16 protein-coding genes and 1 pseudogene are annotated in these 15719 nt (G+C 66.0%); 5 read left to right on the top strand and 12 right to left on the bottom strand.

Going from position 1 to position 15719, the window contains the following annotated elements; translation table 11 throughout:
* Positions 1 to 119 precede the first annotated feature (119 nt).
* From OG709_RS21055 to OG709_RS21025, 7 genes are all read right to left on the bottom strand, one after another.
* Complete coding sequence (locus OG709_RS21055; RefSeq protein ID WP_374211236.1) at positions 120 to 491, bottom strand: TadE family protein; 372 nt, start codon at positions 489 to 491, stop codon at positions 120 to 122.
* A 125-nt stretch (positions 492 to 616) separates the two neighbouring features.
* The gene (locus OG709_RS21050; protein ID WP_250299054.1) at positions 617 to 862 is read right to left on the bottom strand and encodes a hypothetical protein; all 246 of its coding nucleotides are present in this window, start codon (positions 860 to 862) and stop codon (positions 617 to 619) included.
* Between the two features lie 35 nt (positions 863 to 897).
* Entirely contained in the window at positions 898 to 1830 is a 933-nt protein-coding gene (locus OG709_RS21045; protein WP_374211223.1) for a type II secretion system F family protein, read from the bottom strand.
* Positions 1827 to 2849 (bottom strand): type II secretion system F family protein, encoded by a 1023-nt coding sequence (locus OG709_RS21040; protein WP_266641442.1) that lies wholly within the window; start codon positions 2847 to 2849, stop codon positions 1827 to 1829. The genes OG709_RS21045 and OG709_RS21040 overlap by 4 nt, the downstream gene beginning before the upstream one ends.
* Before the next feature lie 10 nt (positions 2850 to 2859).
* The gene (locus OG709_RS21035; RefSeq protein WP_250299050.1) at positions 2860 to 4170 is read right to left on the bottom strand and encodes a CpaF family protein; all 1311 of its coding nucleotides are present in this window, start codon (positions 4168 to 4170) and stop codon (positions 2860 to 2862) included.
* Positions 4167 to 4994 (bottom strand): hypothetical protein, encoded by an 828-nt coding sequence (locus OG709_RS21030; RefSeq protein WP_250299049.1) that lies wholly within the window; start codon positions 4992 to 4994, stop codon positions 4167 to 4169. The genes OG709_RS21035 and OG709_RS21030 overlap by 4 nt, the downstream gene beginning before the upstream one ends.
* Before the next feature lie 50 nt (positions 4995 to 5044).
* Positions 5045 to 5779 carry a hypothetical protein gene (locus OG709_RS21025; RefSeq protein WP_250299048.1) on the bottom strand — a complete coding sequence of 245 codons (735 nt, stop codon included), beginning with the start codon at positions 5777 to 5779 and terminating at the stop codon, positions 5045 to 5047.
* A gap of 643 nt (positions 5780 to 6422) precedes the next feature.
* Between OG709_RS21025 and OG709_RS21020 the strand changes: the two genes are divergently transcribed.
* The 4 genes from OG709_RS21020 (at position 6423) to OG709_RS21005 (ending at position 9565) form a co-directional block, all read left to right on the top strand.
* On the top strand, positions 6423 to 7079 hold the full coding sequence (locus OG709_RS21020) for a hypothetical protein (RefSeq protein WP_250299047.1): 657 nt from the start codon (positions 6423 to 6425) through the stop codon (positions 7077 to 7079).
* Positions 7080 to 7111: 32 nt separating this feature from the next.
* Entirely contained in the window at positions 7112 to 8131 is a 1020-nt protein-coding gene (locus OG709_RS21015; RefSeq protein ID WP_329167420.1) for a hypothetical protein, read from the top strand.
* Between the two features lie 155 nt (positions 8132 to 8286).
* Positions 8287 to 8844, top strand: a complete 558-nt coding sequence (locus tag OG709_RS21010; RefSeq protein WP_329167418.1) for a hypothetical protein — start codon at positions 8287 to 8289, stop codon at positions 8842 to 8844.
* A gap of 361 nt (positions 8845 to 9205) precedes the next feature.
* The gene (locus OG709_RS21005; RefSeq protein WP_405688516.1) at positions 9206 to 9565 is read left to right on the top strand and encodes a hypothetical protein; all 360 of its coding nucleotides are present in this window, start codon (positions 9206 to 9208) and stop codon (positions 9563 to 9565) included.
* 352 nt (positions 9566 to 9917) lie between these two features.
* On the opposite strand, the pseudogene OG709_RS21000 reads toward OG709_RS21005, so the two are convergent.
* Positions 9918 to 10720: pseudogene (locus OG709_RS21000) on the bottom strand (MOSC domain-containing protein); the annotation flags it as partial.
* A 163-nt stretch (positions 10721 to 10883) separates the two neighbouring features.
* Complete coding sequence (locus OG709_RS20995) at positions 10884 to 11327, bottom strand: cupin domain-containing protein (protein WP_266641447.1); 444 nt, start codon at positions 11325 to 11327, stop codon at positions 10884 to 10886.
* A 530-nt stretch (positions 11328 to 11857) separates the two neighbouring features.
* Between OG709_RS20995 and OG709_RS20990 the strand changes: the two genes are divergently transcribed.
* A complete protein-coding gene (locus OG709_RS20990; protein ID WP_329167414.1) occupies positions 11858 to 12970 on the top strand; it encodes a MarR family transcriptional regulator in 1113 nt (370 codons plus the stop codon).
* Between the two features lie 21 nt (positions 12971 to 12991).
* On the opposite strand, the gene OG709_RS20985 is transcribed toward OG709_RS20990, so the two are convergent.
* From OG709_RS20985 to OG709_RS20975, 3 genes are all read right to left on the bottom strand, one after another.
* Complete coding sequence (locus OG709_RS20985) at positions 12992 to 13276, bottom strand: hypothetical protein (RefSeq protein ID WP_266641449.1); 285 nt, start codon at positions 13274 to 13276, stop codon at positions 12992 to 12994.
* Positions 13277 to 13335: 59 nt separating this feature from the next.
* Positions 13336 to 14349 carry a hypothetical protein gene (locus OG709_RS20980; protein WP_329167411.1) on the bottom strand — a complete coding sequence of 338 codons (1014 nt, stop codon included), beginning with the start codon at positions 14347 to 14349 and terminating at the stop codon, positions 13336 to 13338.
* 333 nt (positions 14350 to 14682) lie between these two features.
* A complete protein-coding gene (locus OG709_RS20975) occupies positions 14683 to 15696 on the bottom strand; it encodes a hypothetical protein (RefSeq protein WP_329167409.1) in 1014 nt (337 codons plus the stop codon).
* Positions 15697 to 15719: the final 23 nt, after the last annotated feature.

Here is a 15719-nt window from a genome sequence, read left to right as displayed (position 1 = left end):
ACCGCGTGGCCGCACCGCGTACCCACGTATCCCCCCAAGCTCCGCAGCCCCCGCACCCGTTGGTCTCCCATCAGTCCCGCCCAGTCCCGCTCAGTCCTGCCCAGCCCGCCCAGTCCCGCTCAGTCCCGTACGAACCGCTCGACCGGCCCCCGCGACTGCGCGTGCACCGTCAGGTCCAGCCCCGGGAAGACGCTCGGGACCCGGGCGGAGATCTCCACCCCGACCGTGTTCCGGTCCGGCTGGACCATGGTCACCCGGGGGCCGAGCACCAGCTTCGAGCCGAGCTGCTGGATATAGCTCTGCACGACATCGCCCGCGTCCCCGCGCCAGCCGCCGGGGTTCTCGTCGGCCTCGGCGCGGGCCTTGCGCGTGCCCGCCTGGGCGGCGGCCTGCGCCACGTGGTCGGCGAAGAAATACAGCGCGAACTGCACCGTCGCGAAGATCAGGAAGAACAGCACCGGAGTCAGGAACACGAACTCGATCGCGGTCATGCCGGAGTCACCGCGGGTGGAGGCTGCCTCCACCCTGCGGCGTACGAACGCTCTGATCCTCTGACGCACCAGCACCACCATCGGTACCTGCACCCGCCCCGTGTCCCGGACTCGGGATTCCGTACTCAGCAGGTGCCGCTCGCGGTGGCGCCCTTGATGCAGTCGCCGACCTTGTTGGCACCGGAGCTCAGTGCCGAGTTGATGATCGCGGCGACCACGCCGACGATCGCCACAACGACCGCGGAGATGATGACCCACTCCACGGCGGATGCGCCGCGGTCGGTGTCCTCGGAGCGGGCACGCTCGACGCGCGCCTGCAGGAACGTGATCAGGAAGTCGACAGTCGGGTGACTGAAGCGGCGTCCGAACATGGATGGAATCCTCTCAAGAGAAGTGGGTTGCGGGTTCAGACCTGGAAGACGCGCATCGCGGCCGGATAGATGAGGAAGACCAGGAATCCGGCGCAGAGGAGCAGCTGCGCGACAAGCATCGACTGCGACTTCTCACCCGCCGCTCCCTCGATCTCGGCCATTTCGCGGTGCCGCATCGTTTCGGCCCTGGAGGCCAGCGACTCACGCACTTTCGCCCCGTCGTCGGCGACGAGCGCCAGCGACGACGACAAGTCCTTCAGCTCTTCGATACCCAGCTCCTCGCCGAGTCTGCCCAGAGCGAGCCACTGGCTGGTGCCGGTGATCCGGGCGTCGGCGAGGGTGTTACGGATGCGGCGCAGCGCCCAGCCGTCGCTGACCTCGGCCGCGGCCATCAGCGCCTCGGGGAGCCCGCGGCCACCGGCCAGGTTCATCGACACGAGGTCCAGATACGCGCCGATGACCCGCCGCAGATCCTTGCGCTTGTCGGCCGCGTCCCTGCGTACTTCCAGATCAGGCAGGAAGAAGAAGAGCGCGGCGCAGGCGAGCGCCAGCCAGACCGGGATGATCGGGCCGCTGCCGAAGCCGATGGCCCAGGCGATGGCGAAGAGCATCGGCCCGAAGATCAGGCCGGACACACCGAGCAGGACCTTGGTCGCCAGGAACCGTTCCCAGCTGCGGTCGAGGACCGCCAGGTCGGAGCGGAGCGAGCGCTGCTCCCAGCCCTGCTGCATGTAGAGGTCGGCGATCCGCACCCCCACCTTGGCGCGCAGCGAGCCGAGCCGTCCGTCGTCCTCGGCGGACTGGCTGCCCGGCCGCTCGTACCCGGAACCGGCGGCCCGCAGCGCGTCGATGCGCCGCACCTGTGAGACGGCGGAACGCTTCGAGGGCGACAGGGCCCGTACGAGGACGTAGATACCGAGGCCGAGCACGGCACCGATCAGTACCGGTGCGGTGAGAATGTCCATCATCGCTGCGCCCCCTGGCCCTGGTTGAACGGCGATGCCTGCGGGGCGGGGTGCTGGCCGTACGGGCCGTGCTGACCCGGCTGGCCCGGCTGGCCGCCGGACGGCGCCGAGTCCGGTCGTACGAACCGGACCTCCGGCTCGTCACGGACCAGGAAGCGCTCCGGCGTCTCGATCACCGACAGCTTCCGCAGCCACCAGAAGCCGAGCGCGAACAGACCGCACACACCGGCCAGCACCAGCTGGCCCATCGGCGAACCGTACGGTGACACGAAGTCCCGGTTGAACACGGCGAGTCCGAGCACGAACGCCACCGAGACGACCACCACGATCTGCACACTGCGCCGGGTCGACGAGCGCTGCGCCATCACGCGGTGGCGCATGTCGATCTCCTCGCGCGCGCTCTTCGAGAGCGCGCCGAGCACCTGGCGCAGGCCGGGGCCGCGCAGCTTGGCGTTGAGGATGAGCGCGGCCACGATGATGTCGGCGGACGCGTCGTCGATCTCGTCGGCAAGGTACTGCAGGGCCTCGGGCAGCGGCATACGGGCGCGGAGCCGGTCGACCAGGGCGTCCAGGTGCGGGCGGAGCGCGGGGGCCGCGGCGCGTGCGGACGCCGGGATGGCCTGCTCCAGACCGACGGCGCCGGCGATGGTGTCACGCAGCGACTCGGTCCAGCCCGCGAGCGCCTCGACCCGGCGCATCGCGACCTTCTCCTGTGCGGCGCCGCCGAAGAGGCGGTCCCAGAAGAAGACCAGCAGTCCGGCGCCGATTCCGGCGACGGTCCAGCGCGTCAGCAGCAGGACGATCAGTCCGACACCGACGGCGATGGAGCCGCGCCGGCCGATGAACTGGACGAGTTCCCTGGTGCGCTCACCGCGTGCGGCCTTCACATGACCGGGCTTGGGCTCGATGCCACGGATGGCGAGGATCAGCAGCGCGAGGCCACCGCCCGCGGCGATGCCGCAGCCCAGTGCGTACAGCAGCTGCGGATCGAAGAACCCGCCCAACGAGGAGATGCCATTCATACGGTCTCCTTCACCCCCAGGCCCCGGAAGGGCGATAGCCGTGTACGGCAAGGTCGTCGAGGCACGCCACCGGGGCGTGCGGCAGGACACGCCCGTCGGGCGTCTCCGCGAAGACCTCACTGGAGAGCACGCGTCCGTCCACGCCGTTCACCTCACGGACCGAGGTGACGGCACGTTGCAGCCGGCCGCCGCTCTCGAAGTTGTTGCGGCGCTGGACGAAGACGACGAAGTTGACGGCTCCGGCGATGAGCATCTGGCTGGCCTCGATGGGCAGCCGCTCGGTGGCCTGGAGCGCGTAGGTGGAAATGCGGTTGAACACCTCGCTGGAGCTGTTCGCGTGGATCGTGGAGAGCGAGCCGTCGTTACCCTGCGACATCGCGTTCAACATGGTGACGATCTCGTCGCCGAGCACCTCACCGACGATGACGCGGGAGGGGTTCATACGGAGCGACCGGCGCACCAGCTCGCCCATCGAGATCTGCCCGAGCCCCTCGGAGTTCGGCAGCCGCTCCTCGAACGCCACCACGTTGGGGTGCAGTTCGGGAAACTGGTCGAGCCCGAGCTCCAGTGCCCGTTCGACCGTGACCAGACGTTCCACCGGTGGGATCTCGTTGGCGAGGGCCCGCAGCAGCGTGGTCTTCCCGGCGTTGGTGGCACCGGCGATCATGATGTTCTTACGGGCCCGGACCGCGCAGGCGAGGAAGTGGGCCAGCTCCGGGGTCAGGGTGCCGTTGCCGACGAGGTCTGCCATGAAGACCTTGCCCATGCGGGCGCGACGGATGGAGAGCGCGGGCCTGCGGGCCACTTCCATGACGGCGGAGAGACGCGAACCGTCCGGGAGCCGCAGGTCGAGCTGCGGGTTCGCGGAGTCGAAGGGCCGGGAGGAGAGACCCGAGTAGGCGCCGAGCACCTGGATCAGCTCGACGAGTTCCTCATCGGTCTCGGCGACCGGGTCGACCCGGGCCTCACGCCCGTCGGCGTACCCGACGAAGACCTGGTCACAGCCGTTGATGTCGATGTTCTCGACGTCCGGGTCGTCGAGCAGCGGCTGGAGCCGCCCGACTCCGAAGAGCGCGGCGTGCACGGCTGCCGCGTACTGCTCCTCGGTCTCCGCGTCGAAGGGGGTACGCCCGGCGTTGATCTCCGCGCGCGCGTACTCCTCGAGTATCTGGGCGATGACGGCGCGGGCGTACTGCCGCTCGTCCTCCCCGGACATCGGCGGTGTGTTGCTGACCTGGTCGATACGGCGCTGTTCCGCGATACGGTCCCCGGCGTCCTGCCGGAACCGCTTGACCAGCGAGTGGTCGACGACGCTGCTCATCGACCTGCCCCGGCACCCGGCTGCGACCAGGCGGCGCCGAACTGCTGGTAGACGTCGGCGGCGACCTTGCGGGCACTGCGGATCAGCAACGACTTGTCGAGCCGGCCCCGGCCGCGCCCGGACAGCAGCCCGGCACCCGAGGTGTCGTACGCGAGCGTGCCGATGACCCGGGCACCGGTCTGCGCGGCGACGAGCATGTCGTTGACCTGGTGGGCGAGCTTGGTGGACGTGTTCGAATCGGCGACGAGGAGCACCCCGATGAGAGGCGTCGCGAGCTGCGACATGCCCCGCTGTCCGCCGTGCAGTTGCGCGTGGAGGGCGGCGGCCCTGTCCCGTACGCGGGCGATGTGCTCCGGCTCCGTACGCGAGACCAGCAGCACCAGGTTGGCGTGCGGCATCAGGTCGATCGCGGGCGAACCCCCGGCGATCCGGCCGCAGTCGGCGATCACATCGGCGGGGGCGTGCGGGGACTCGCCGAGTGTGGCGAAGGCCTGCCCGAGCGTGGGCCACACCCCGGCGAGCCCGGCGGCCTGCTCGGCCGAACCGATCCCGACGAGCAGTTCGAGCCCGCCAGCCATGGGCTGGGCGTGGTCCCAGAGCTGATCGGCGGCGAGCCCGCGGCGGGCCGCGGCGGCGATGGAGAGCAGACCGGTGTTCGGGTTGAGCGGGCCGCCGTTGGCGGCGTTGGTGCGGTAGACGAGGTCCCCGCCCGCCGGGTCGGCCTCGGCGAGCAGGGCCCGCCGGGGCCAGACAGCGGCGAGGGCAAGGGCGGCCGTGGTGACTCCGGGCGAACCCTTGTCTGCGGCGAGGGCGATGAGCGCCATGTCTTCTGCGTTCCTCTACGTCTTCTGCGTTCCTCTGCGGGTTCGGAGGGTCAGCCGGTGTGGGCGGCGACGCGCACGAGTGCGACCTGGCCGTTCGCCGCCGCCTGGGCGAGCGCGGGGGCATCAGCGGTATCGACGGTCAGCGTGATGGAACGGTTCCCGCTGCCGATCGAACCGGTCGCCGGGACCACGGACTTGCTGACGATCGCCTGTTCGACGAGGGGGGTGCTGCCGGAACCGCCGGTCTGCGAACCGCCGGTGGTGGAGCTGGAGCTCGAACCGCCGCTCTTGTCGCCGACGCGGTACGCGGTGACGGTGTCACCGGCCGCGATGTCCGGCGGGTACTGGCCGTCCTTGAGGGAGAGACCCACCGAGGCCTTGCCCGCGGGCATTCCGGTCGTGGCGGTGAACATGTCACCGATCAGCAGGGTGCCGCCGACCAGGGTGTTCTTCGCCCGGAGCTTCTCCAGCGAGGCGAGCTGCTTGTACGGGACGTAGTTGATGCTGGCGTCGTCGGCGACCATCACCGAGGACACGTCGTTCGCGGTCAGCTTCTCGCCGGCCTGGATGGTGTGGCCTGCCTTCAGCCGGACGACCTCGACGCGGTTCCCGGCGCGCAGCACGAGCACCGTCGCGCCCAGCGCACCGACAAGAATCAACAGCACGGCAAGTGCGGCGAGTGCGGGCTTGCGCTCACGTGTGACCGTGGGAAGCCGCTCACCGGCCGACTGTCCGGGTGAGGGAACCCGGTGGTTACCTGCGCCCGTGCGCTCCTGGACCTTCACGCCGCTTCTCCCCGAATGTTTCTCTGCGACATAAGCGAGTCGACTTCGCCGCCATTTATCCGGTTCCGATTCCCAGGCCACCGGAGGCTGTCAAGTCATCGCACCGTAGCAGCAGCACATAAGCGCCTCAAGGCGAGATAAGGATCGTGAACACCGCACGGTTCATCAACATCGGTCCAAATCGGTCACAAACGGCGGCACTTGCCGAACACTGAAAGCTTCACGAGATTTCCCCGTTCCTGCTGGACGGGAGGGTGGACTCCCGTTGCATACGCCAAGGCTTCGGCGGCACCACCCCGTAGCCGCCCTACAGCCCCGACCTCTTCGGGGATCTGACGATGCACAAGCAAACCGCAGAGCTGTCAACTGCGCGCAGCCTCGCCACAATCGGAGCGCGGGACGGGGTGCGGATGGGCATGAACCCACGCGGATCGACGGGGTGCGGGCGGGCACCGAACTGGCGGCACGGGTGCGCGTACGGAATGGTCGGGACGGGTACCGATGCCTGACCCGAGGCGCGAGCGATTCGCCTGAAAGGTCCCGACCGTCCGGTTGACGGGATGGATTCGCTCTGGTGAAACCAAGTACGCCCCGGATAGCGTCGGTTCACCCAAGACCACCACCGCCCCACCGGGAGTCGCCCGTGAACCGCCGCACTCTGCCCGCTGCCGCCGCACTCGCGACCGCAGCGGCCCTGCTCCTGACCGCGTGCGGGGGAAGCGACGACGGCAAGTCCAAGAACTCGGGCAAGATCGCGGGCGCCGACGAGGGCGCTACGAAGGCGGCTTCGCCTCGCGCGTCGGCGTCGGCGACACCTGGACGCCCGAAGATCGAACTGCCCGCGGACCTCTCCTACACCTTCGACTGGCCGAAGACCGGCGACAAGGACAAGGACGCTGTTCTGTCCGACGGCGAGCAATTCGTCAAGGCCACCGACCTGGCCGTAGCAAACCAGGATCCGTTGGACAAGGCGTACCGCTTCTACTCGGAAGGGGAAATGTCGTCCGGGACACAGAAATACGTTCAGGGTTACGTCGACAGCAACATGCGGACGACGGGAAAGTATCGATTCTACAACCCGTCCGTCCTGATCAATAAAGACGGAACGGCCGCATTCGCCTACTGCGAGGATCAGGGCAAGGCCTTTGGTCTGCACATCAAGACGAAGAAAATCGACCACACTCCGGTAACCAGCAAGAGCTACGTCTTGTACAACACAGCCTTGCGGAAGAACGAGCTCGGCGTCTGGGTCACCACAAAGATGATCACGTTGAGGGGGAACTCGAAGTGCCAGCCGTGAACCAACAGCGGGGTCTTGTTCTAGCCTGCACCATGGCCACGACACTTCTGCTGCTGAGTGCCCCGTCAGCGCTGGCCGATGACCCCTCTGAGCAGCAGTCTTCCCCGCCACCAGCTCAAACGCACACCTCTGGCAAGACAGACGGCGACGGCACTCTCTCGTCCAGCGCCGGCATCGTGTATGACCGAACCAACAACGGCCATGGCTCGCAGGCTGGCCCGGTTGCCCCTCAGAGCAATTGGTCCCCTCCCCCCTGCTGGTACGCCCCGAAGTACACTCCGGCTCAACTCAAGACCTACCTTGAACCCATTTGGGAAGCCGAGTCGACCGGATACGAATGGGACGCCCAACAGCGCAAGCACTACGAAGATGGAGAATCGAAAGACGGGGACTACAAGGACTTCAACAAGGCCAAAACAGGAAAAGGCTACTGGTGGGACTCCTACGTTGACGACTCACGTATCGGAGAACCAGGTGCCCTGTCTTGCGACAAACCCATCTTCTGGGTGGACAAGGGTGCACCGCCTCCCGCGGACATCCCCCAGGCCATCACCCCTGAGATCCTGTCGCAGCTCGCATACGCGGAAATTCGAGTCCCGGACACCAAGGTCACCCTCGCGCCACATGGCGCGACCAAGGTGAACCTCCCCACCTGGGCCTGGCTCGACAGCACAGATTTCAAACCGGTCTCTGTCACTGCCTCCGTGCCTGTCCTGAACATCCAGGCCACGACCAAAGCCGTCCCCGTCTCCCTGAAACTCGAACCCGGCACTGCAGATGCCGAGACCTACCCGGCATCAGGCGAATGCGCGTTCAACGCCGACGGCTCCATCGGCACCCCGTACGCCAAGGGCGACGCCGACAAGACCCCGCCCTGCGGCCTCACCTACCTCCGCGCCTCCGGCGACAACGGGCCGTACCAGCTCAAGGCCACCATCACCTGGAAGATCTCCTGGACCGGCACCGGCGGTGCCGGCGGCGACCTCCCCGACGGCACCTTCGGCACCACTCAGGACGTAACCGTCCAGGAAATCCAGGCGATCAACCGCTGACCGGCGAACGACGGATTCCAGGACCGCAGCCACCTCACCCGGAGCCTCGCGTGAATCGCCGCACTCTGCCTATCGCTGCTGCACTCGCCACCGCAGCAGCCCTCCTCCTGGCTGCATGCGCGGGGAACGACAACACCATGCCTAAGAATCCGGCTATGGACGCAGGCGTGGGCACAGGAGCAACGAAGCTCGCCGCACCAAGTGCGTCCGCCCCGGACACTGATGCTGCGACCAGACCGAAGATCACGCTGCCCTCGGACGTGAGTGACACCTTCACTCCAGAGAAGGTCGGCGACCCGACACAGGACACGATTCTCAGCGACAACGCCGAATTTGTCCGGGCCTTGGATGCGGCCGTTGTCGTCGGCAAGCCGGATTATCCACCCCTGAGCTTCTACACGGACGGTGAGGGCACGGACGCATCCCAGAGCTGGGTGAAGTCGTTCGTGGACAGCAACCAGACCATCACAGGGGCGACCCAGTATTTCAACCGAAGAGTCACTGTAAAAAGCGAAATCCTCGCATTCATCACCTACTGCGGAGATGAAAGCAAGAGTTTCAGCACGGCCATCAAGACAAGAAAAGCAAACCGGACAAAGGTCACGCCCAAGAGTTACGTCTCCTACCGCGTCCAGGTTAAGAAGAGCGATGCGGGCGTTTGGCAAGTTCTGAAGATTTCATCTCTCCGCGGTGCCGCATCCTGCCAGCCGTGAGCGAACAACACGCACAGCCACCCTGGTGCACCAATACACATCCTGTTGGACATTGGATGGCACGCGTACCGGTGCGCGCCGTCATTTACTCCCGTCGGGTTCAAAGCGAATCAGCAGCACGACTTCCCCCCTGGCACGGCGGTTCACGGAACTGGCCACTCGTCGGCGCCGCCAACCGCTGACCTGACCTGACCTGACCTGACCTGACCGACGCAACCCTCAACTCCCATTCAAGGGGTTGTCTCGTAGCTGATGGTCACGGAGTTGGCCAGGGTGCGGAAACGGCATAGCTGCCGAGGTCCCGATGCCGGTATCGTCCGGTGTCCCGAACGCCGTACCGGCGGCCCCGGTTCAGAGAGCGATGCAGATGACCAGCCAGCAAGCAACGACGACCCTGTGGCGCCCCACTGGCCCCAAGGAGCTGGAACTGGTTCGGGAGTTGAACTGGCGCGCCTGGCCGCCCCGTCTTCCCGAGCAGCCGATCTTCTACCCAGTACTCAACGAGGACTACGCGGTCAGGATCGCGCGGGACTGGAACGTGAAGCACGATGGTGCCGGCTTCGTCACTCGCTTTGAGGTCGAGGCCGAGTTCTTGAGGCGGTATCCCATCCAGCAGGCCGGTGGGCAGACGATCCTCGAGCTCTGGGTTCCAGCCGAAGAGTTGGACGATTTCAACGCCCACATTGTCGGCGCGATCCAGGTGGTCCACGAGTTCCGCTGAGACGGGGCGGCTTGCTGACAGGGCAGGTCGGCCCAACACCTGAAGGAAGCGCACAACAAGTCCCACAAACAGGCCAGCGTCTGAATCGAGCATGCCTTCGCCCGCATGAAGACTTGCAAGATTGCGGTCGCCGGATGGACGAGCGGGCCACGCAAGGTCAGGCACACCGAGGTGGCCCAAAGCGCTTTTTACGGGACAGCTCTCAAAGAGCCGAACCTCTCCAAGTACTCCCCAGATTTCGACTGGCCCAAGACCGCCGACAGGGACAAGGACGCGATCTTGTCGAGCCAATACCCGCATGTGCGAACGACCTGCCAACCGGCAGCGCGACACAGACTCCCTCCGCCTCAGGGACGCTCACCTGGTCGCCCACGGACACCTTCCCGGGCCTGAGCACAGCGAACTTCGTACCGAAGGCGACTCCTCCCCCGGCCGCCCGGCGGTAGTCGGCAAGCGTGCGGAGCGGTTCGGGGCCGGCCTTGGCGCCGGTCCGCTGGTCGACCATCGTGACGACACAGCGGATGGCCAACGTGGCGTAGCTCAACTCCGCCTCGCCCAGGACGACGTGTCGAACCCGGTCCTCGGCGTGGGGCTCACCCCAGCCCTCGATGACGATGTTCGGGCGAAACCGGTCCATGGGCAGCGGCGCGGCTCCCCGTGCGGCCATCCGTTCGTTGAGCAGGTCCAGAGTGGACCGGGAGAGAATGTGTACGGCACAACTGTCGGCGTAGCCGGAGGTGCCGGGCGTCCGGCCATCGGTCACCCGGCCGTGCTCCGGCGGCACCCGTACCAGCCGGGTCGGCGCACCCAGGAACTCCGACAGCCATCCGGCCGCCTCGTCGCCCTGGTCGATGCCCTTGTACGGGGTCCCGAACAGCACCACGTCCCGGCGTGCGCCGGCGGTGTCCGCGTCGATGGCGAGCCGACCGATGCCGGGCCCGTGCAAGGTGAGGCGTCGGCCGTCAGCGCTGATCTCCGGAGAGATCGGCGCGAGTCGCGGAAGGCGCCATCGGCTGCGGAACACACCATCCGCATCGGTGACCATGAACTCCGGTCGTGGGCAATTCCCGCGAACCTCAACATCGCATCGTCCACCACGACTCCGGCGCACCCCTTGATGGGGTAGTACGACAGTGCAGCGATCCTGGCAGCCATGCTCTTCCCTCCCCTCCATCGCTGTGAGGTCGCGACCTGCCGCCTGGGCCCGGCGGCAAGTCGCGACCACGAACCATCTCGTCCCCGGCCCGCTCCACTGGAGCGAACCCGGCGCAAGGGCCCGGCTGCGAACCGAGCCCTTGCGCCTCCTTCCTCTTGCTTCCTACTGCGTCTCTGCCGGCTTGAGCTGGTACAGCTCGGGCACGGACACCTTGATCGGCTCCTGTGTGGTCCGTGCGATCACGACGACCACGGGCTCGTCCGGGTCGGGATTCTCCTCGCGGTGCGGGACGAACGGAGGCACGAGCAGGAAGTCCCCGGGTTCCGCCGCGATCCGTACCTCCTGCGTGCCGTCGTGGTAGACGAACACGGGGTGCCCGCTGACCACGTAGATCCCCGCCTCCGACTCGCCGTGGTGGTGGTCGTCGGTCGCGCTCAGCGGCGGGTTCTCCACCCGGCCCATCCAGAGCTTCTTCGAGCCGACGGTGCCGCCGCTGATCGCGGCGTAGCCGTCCAGCTCATCGGATCGCACATGGTGGACGCGGTTTCCCAGCGGCACGCTGTCGCCCCCGTTCGGTGCCGTACCGACGCCTTCGCGTGTGGTCATCGTGTGGCCCTCCTGATTCTCCTCGGTGGTCTTCGGCCTGGCACCAGACTGTGACCGCGGGGCCTCGGGCGGCAACATTCTTTGCCGGAACAGCAACCGCACGTATACGCGGATGGGCCGGTTCGCCCCAGGCCGGTCAGCCGTCCCACCGGGAGTCGCGCACACATTCCCAAAGCTCGGGGCCCGGGGTTCGAGGCCCGGGGTTCGAGGGCCAAGCACCGACAGCCGGGCGTGAGTGCCGGGCTTCGAGAGCCGGGCTGGGTGCCGGGTTTCGGGAGCCGAGATGCGGGCTTCGAGATCCGAGCTTCTTCCCTCAACCAGCAGGCAGGTATGGGGGGAAGGAGATTTGCTCCTCCCTGCCTCCCACCCCGTAACGGCGTGCAAGTATGACTAATCCGGACCAACTTGCGGCGCGCGGGCGCGGGTGCATACCGTTCCGAAGACACATCCGAAGACACAACTGAACGACCCCGACGCGGTGTTAGAGCACCAGGCCGGGGTCTCACCCCAAGATCGAAAGAAGCGATCCCGTGGCTACCGAGAATTTTAGCGCCGCCCTGTGCGCACCCGCATCTGCATCCGTACCCTCCACCGCCCACCCGATGGCGGCTCCCGGATACGGCAAGCGATCGGCCCCCGACCAGGCTCCCCGCCGTACGGACGACTTCCAACTGCTGCCCGAGCGCGAGCGGTACATCGCCGCCTTCGTGGACCGCCTGCCCGAAGGCGCGGCGATGACGGTCAAGACCCTCGCCCGGCAGCTCCCGCGCTACGGACAGCAAGCTGTCAGCACGGCCCTCACGGCGCTGTCCGTCGCCGGACACCTGCGCCGCATCCGCCGCCTGGCCGGAGACGGCGACCAAGTCCGCTGGGTCTTCCGGACGTTCTGGTCCCGCACCGCACGCGACAACGAGTGGTGGACCACCTTCCTCGCCGCCGAAGACGGTCGCGTCACCACTACCGCCCCGGTGTCCGTGTCCCCGCCGCCCTATGGGGTCCCGGCCCAGACACCGGCAGCCGTCCGACCAGTCGAGGCCGAGACCCCGGACTCGCCACCCATGCACGGGCCCGCGCCCACAGCCCCGGTCGGGGCCCCGGCCACGGTCCTCGCGGTCCCACTCGCGGTCCCGGTCGTGGCACAACAGCCCAAGTCGAGCCCTGACCACCCCTCGCCCGGCTACCTGGCGCTCGCCCAACTCGGTTGCGCTGAACCCCGACTGGCCCTCTCCGCAAACGACTGCAAGCAGTTGGAAGGTCTCGCGCTGGAGTGGCTGGCACGCGGGGTATCACCGGCGTACATCGTCCAGGCCCTGGCAGCTGGACTCCCCGCCGAACCCATCAACTCGCCCCTCGGCTTCGTACGCCGACGCCTCAAGCAGAAGACGCCGCCGCACCAGCCCAGCATTCCCGCGCCAGGAACTGTCGGCTCTCCCGCCCGGCGCCTGCTGGTGGAGTGCACCGAGTGCGGCGCCCCGGGCAGGCCCGAAGCCCTCCCCGACGGCCTCTGTCACGCGTGCCGCCCCGGCGCCCTGCCCACCAGACGGACAACGACCGCCACAGACACTCAGGCGGCGACCGCGCGGACCGCACGTGACGTCCATGCCCGGGTCGAAACCCTCCGCGCTCTGGCACGCACTTCGTGAGAATCCCGCCCAGTCGCAGTGTCAACCCGCCCCATGCGCCTTACTATCCATCTGTGCCTGTTTCTGCTGGGCCTTCTCCACCAGCCGGTTCTCCTCCGCCGGAAATGAGTTGAACAGCGTCTTCAGCCGCTTCATCCGGCCCTCGTGATCAGCACGCCAGTTGTCGGCCTTCTTGCCGATCCAGGTCTTCGGCAGCATGCTGTCGACGCTCTTCATAGCAGTCCGAATATCCGTCACGGCACGTTCGATCGCCGCCATGTCCTGGCGGCAGATGTAATCCAGGCGATCTTCCTGAGGTATCCCCATGACTGGGTTTCTCTCCTATGTGCGGTATGGCGCGAATTACGGGATCAGAGCCGGTCCTGCTATCTCGTTGGGATCTTCAGCACGAACGGGGCATTGCCTGCCATGATGAGACTTCCCGCTGAATACGTCATCGCCTCAGGCATTCTGCAAGACAATTTCATCGCATCAACCAAGTATCCTTCTTTACATCCCGCGCCATAGTCAATACTGGAAACTTGTTTGGCGACGATCTCAGCCTTTCCGGGAGTAACGTGAAGTACATACTCGGCGTCTGCAGAGGGTTCTCGAGCACGTATATACACGCCATTTCCGGCGTCCCCGGCCATCCACGTCAGTACGAGATCTGCCAGATTCCCCTTCACTCCGGTGACCCGTTCGGGAACGTCAAGTTTTTCGACGGAGCCATTCTTGCTGACGGCGACGACGTCACCAAGCCGCCCCCACACGCCGCCTGTTGAGGACCTCAGGTAGACCGTTCCGAATTGATCAATTGCGCTCCCGTGGTCAATGGCCTTGCCTGCCTCGTTCTTCGGCAATTGGTACACACGTGTCAGATGGCCCGACTTGAGCTGCCAGATCACGTCCCCGTCCGAGAACAGAATGGAACCGTCCGGTCGAGTCCCGAAAGGCTCGATCCGCTCCCCGCTCAGGTGGTAATCCTTTGCCACCGCAGTAGCCGGCACCGGCTGCCAAAGCTTCCTGTGCTTTCCAGGCGCCCCGGCCAGGGTTGTCCTCGCCCCATTGGGCTGCATCTTCAGCAGCTGGGAGTGGTTGCCGACCACGAACGAGTTCGGGGACAGAACGACCAGCCCGCCGGCGCCGTGCACTTCACTGTCCAGGATGCCCCTGGCCTCGTGGTCCTCTTCGATCACGGCGAGCGAAGTGCCCAGGCCGTAGACCTTCCCGTCAGGCCCTACCGTGAGGCCATCGGGATCACCGTCAAACGCGAGCCAACCGTCGTCCGGACGCCCGTTGTGTTTGAGGTCGGTACTGAGCAGAGCCTGAGCCTGACCTTTGCCCGGTTCCTTCCACTTCCCCCCCACTGCCCCCTGACAGCCGCCCATGGCGAACATGACGGCTACAGCTACTCCAGCCGCTACCCACCTGTCACTGCCTCGCATCACAGCCGAACCCCCTTGCCCATGCACATGTATCAGCCCATCCCTCGAGCTCCCGAATCCCGGATGTGATCGGCACATTCGCTCAAGCGGCCACTTTTCCGCCCTCTTTGTCTTTCTACCGCATGCATCCAGGGTGAAATTTCAGACCGATCCGCAGGTAGCAATCTAGGCCGTAGGTACCCTTCCAGGGCGTACGCCAACAGCTTCGCTAGGGGGCGAGAGAGACCGCCGCGACGCCGGGCAGAAGTCACCCGGGCTGGCTGCGCCCCCCTCTCCGATTTATTGCTACTTCGTTGCAATCTTCAGAACAACTGGAGAATTGCCTGCCATGAAGAGACTTCCGCGCGAATAGGTCAGGGCCCATGGCATCTGACAAGGCAGCTTCATGACATCGACCAAGTAGCCTTCCTTGCACCCTGAATCAGAGTCCCCGTAAAGGTCCCTGGCAATGAGTTCCGCGTTGCCGGAGGCCACATGGAGGACATAGTCGGCCGAGTGGCTCGAAGCTCTCACATAGACTCCGTTACCACCGTCTCCCGCCATCCATCCAACCTCAAGCGCGGCCAAGTCTCCTTTAACCCCTGCCACCCGCTTCGGAAGGTCGAGCTTCCCGACGGATCCATCCTGACTAATGGTCATGACATCACCTAGATTTGCCGGCACCACTTCTGTTGAGCTTCGCGCATAGACCGTACCCGACTGATCTACCGCGCTCCCGACGTCAATGACCGGGGTCTCAGTCTTGTCAGCTCCATCCTTCCTCGTCGGCACCTGGTACACGCGTTTCAGATTTCCCGCCTTGAGCCGCCAGATCACATCACCATCCACAAACAGGACGGACCCATCGGGCCTGACGCCAAAAGGCTCGGGGAGATAGTTACTCAAGTGGTAAGTCTTCGCCGATACAGTGCCCGAAACCGGCTCTCCGAGCTTTCTGGACTTACCAAGCGTGCCCGCGAGAACAGTCCGCGTGCCATCCGCCCGCATCCTCAGTACCTGCGCACCCTTGCCGACCACAAACGAATTCGAAGACAGAACAACCAAGCCGCCGGCACCGTGTGCCTCACCGTCCAGAATAGTCCCGACTTTGTGATCTCCTTCAATCACAGCCAGTGAAGTTCCAAGGCTGTAGACTTTCCCGTCGGGTCCAACTGTGAGTCCATTAGGGGAGCCGGAAAATCCAAGCGAAGCATCCCTGGTCTTTCCGGCATCTCCTCCAGCAGTATTGAGCAGAACCTCAGCCTCCCCTATGGCTGGTTCTTTCCACTTGGCCTCGCCACCCCCCAGGCAGCCGCCCACGGAAAGCAGTGCGGATACGGCCG

Source organism: Streptomyces sp. NBC_01267, from assembly GCF_036241575.1.
In the GTDB taxonomy this organism is placed as follows: domain Bacteria; phylum Actinomycetota; class Actinomycetes; order Streptomycetales; family Streptomycetaceae; genus Streptomyces.
Note: the sequence above shows the minus strand (reverse complement) of the source record. Positions and strands in the feature narration are given on the sequence as shown.

Excerpts from the sequence above, each read along its gene's own strand:
- OG709_RS21055 (WP_374211236.1), bottom strand. The coding sequence starts at position 491 with ATGACCGCGATCGAGTTCGTGTTCCTGACTCCGGTGCTGTTCTTCCTG.
- OG709_RS21050 (WP_250299054.1), bottom strand. The coding sequence starts at position 862 with ATGTTCGGACGCCGCTTCAGTCACCCGACTGTCGACTTCCTGATCACG.
- OG709_RS21045 (WP_374211223.1), bottom strand. The coding sequence starts at position 1,830 with ATGATGGACATTCTCACCGCACCGGTACTGATCGGTGCCGTGCTCGGC.
- OG709_RS21040 (WP_266641442.1), bottom strand. The coding sequence starts at position 2,849 with ATGAATGGCATCTCCTCGTTGGGCGGGTTCTTCGATCCGCAGCTGCTG.
- OG709_RS21035 (WP_250299050.1), bottom strand. The coding sequence starts at position 4,170 with ATGAGCAGCGTCGTCGACCACTCGCTGGTCAAGCGGTTCCGGCAGGAC.
- OG709_RS21030 (WP_250299049.1), bottom strand. The coding sequence starts at position 4,994 with ATGGCGCTCATCGCCCTCGCCGCAGACAAGGGTTCGCCCGGAGTCACC.
- OG709_RS21015 (WP_329167420.1), top strand. The coding sequence starts at position 7,112 with ATGGCCACGACACTTCTGCTGCTGAGTGCCCCGTCAGCGCTGGCCGAT.
- OG709_RS21010 (WP_329167418.1), top strand. The coding sequence starts at position 8,287 with ATGGACGCAGGCGTGGGCACAGGAGCAACGAAGCTCGCCGCACCAAGT.
- OG709_RS21005 (WP_405688516.1), top strand. The coding sequence starts at position 9,206 with ATGCAGATGACCAGCCAGCAAGCAACGACGACCCTGTGGCGCCCCACT.
- OG709_RS20995 (WP_266641447.1), bottom strand. The coding sequence starts at position 11,327 with ATGACCACACGCGAAGGCGTCGGTACGGCACCGAACGGGGGCGACAGC.
- OG709_RS20985 (WP_266641449.1), bottom strand. The coding sequence starts at position 13,276 with ATGGGGATACCTCAGGAAGATCGCCTGGATTACATCTGCCGCCAGGAC.
- OG709_RS20980 (WP_329167411.1), bottom strand. The coding sequence starts at position 14,349 with ATGTTCGCCATGGGCGGCTGTCAGGGGGCAGTGGGGGGGAAGTGGAAG.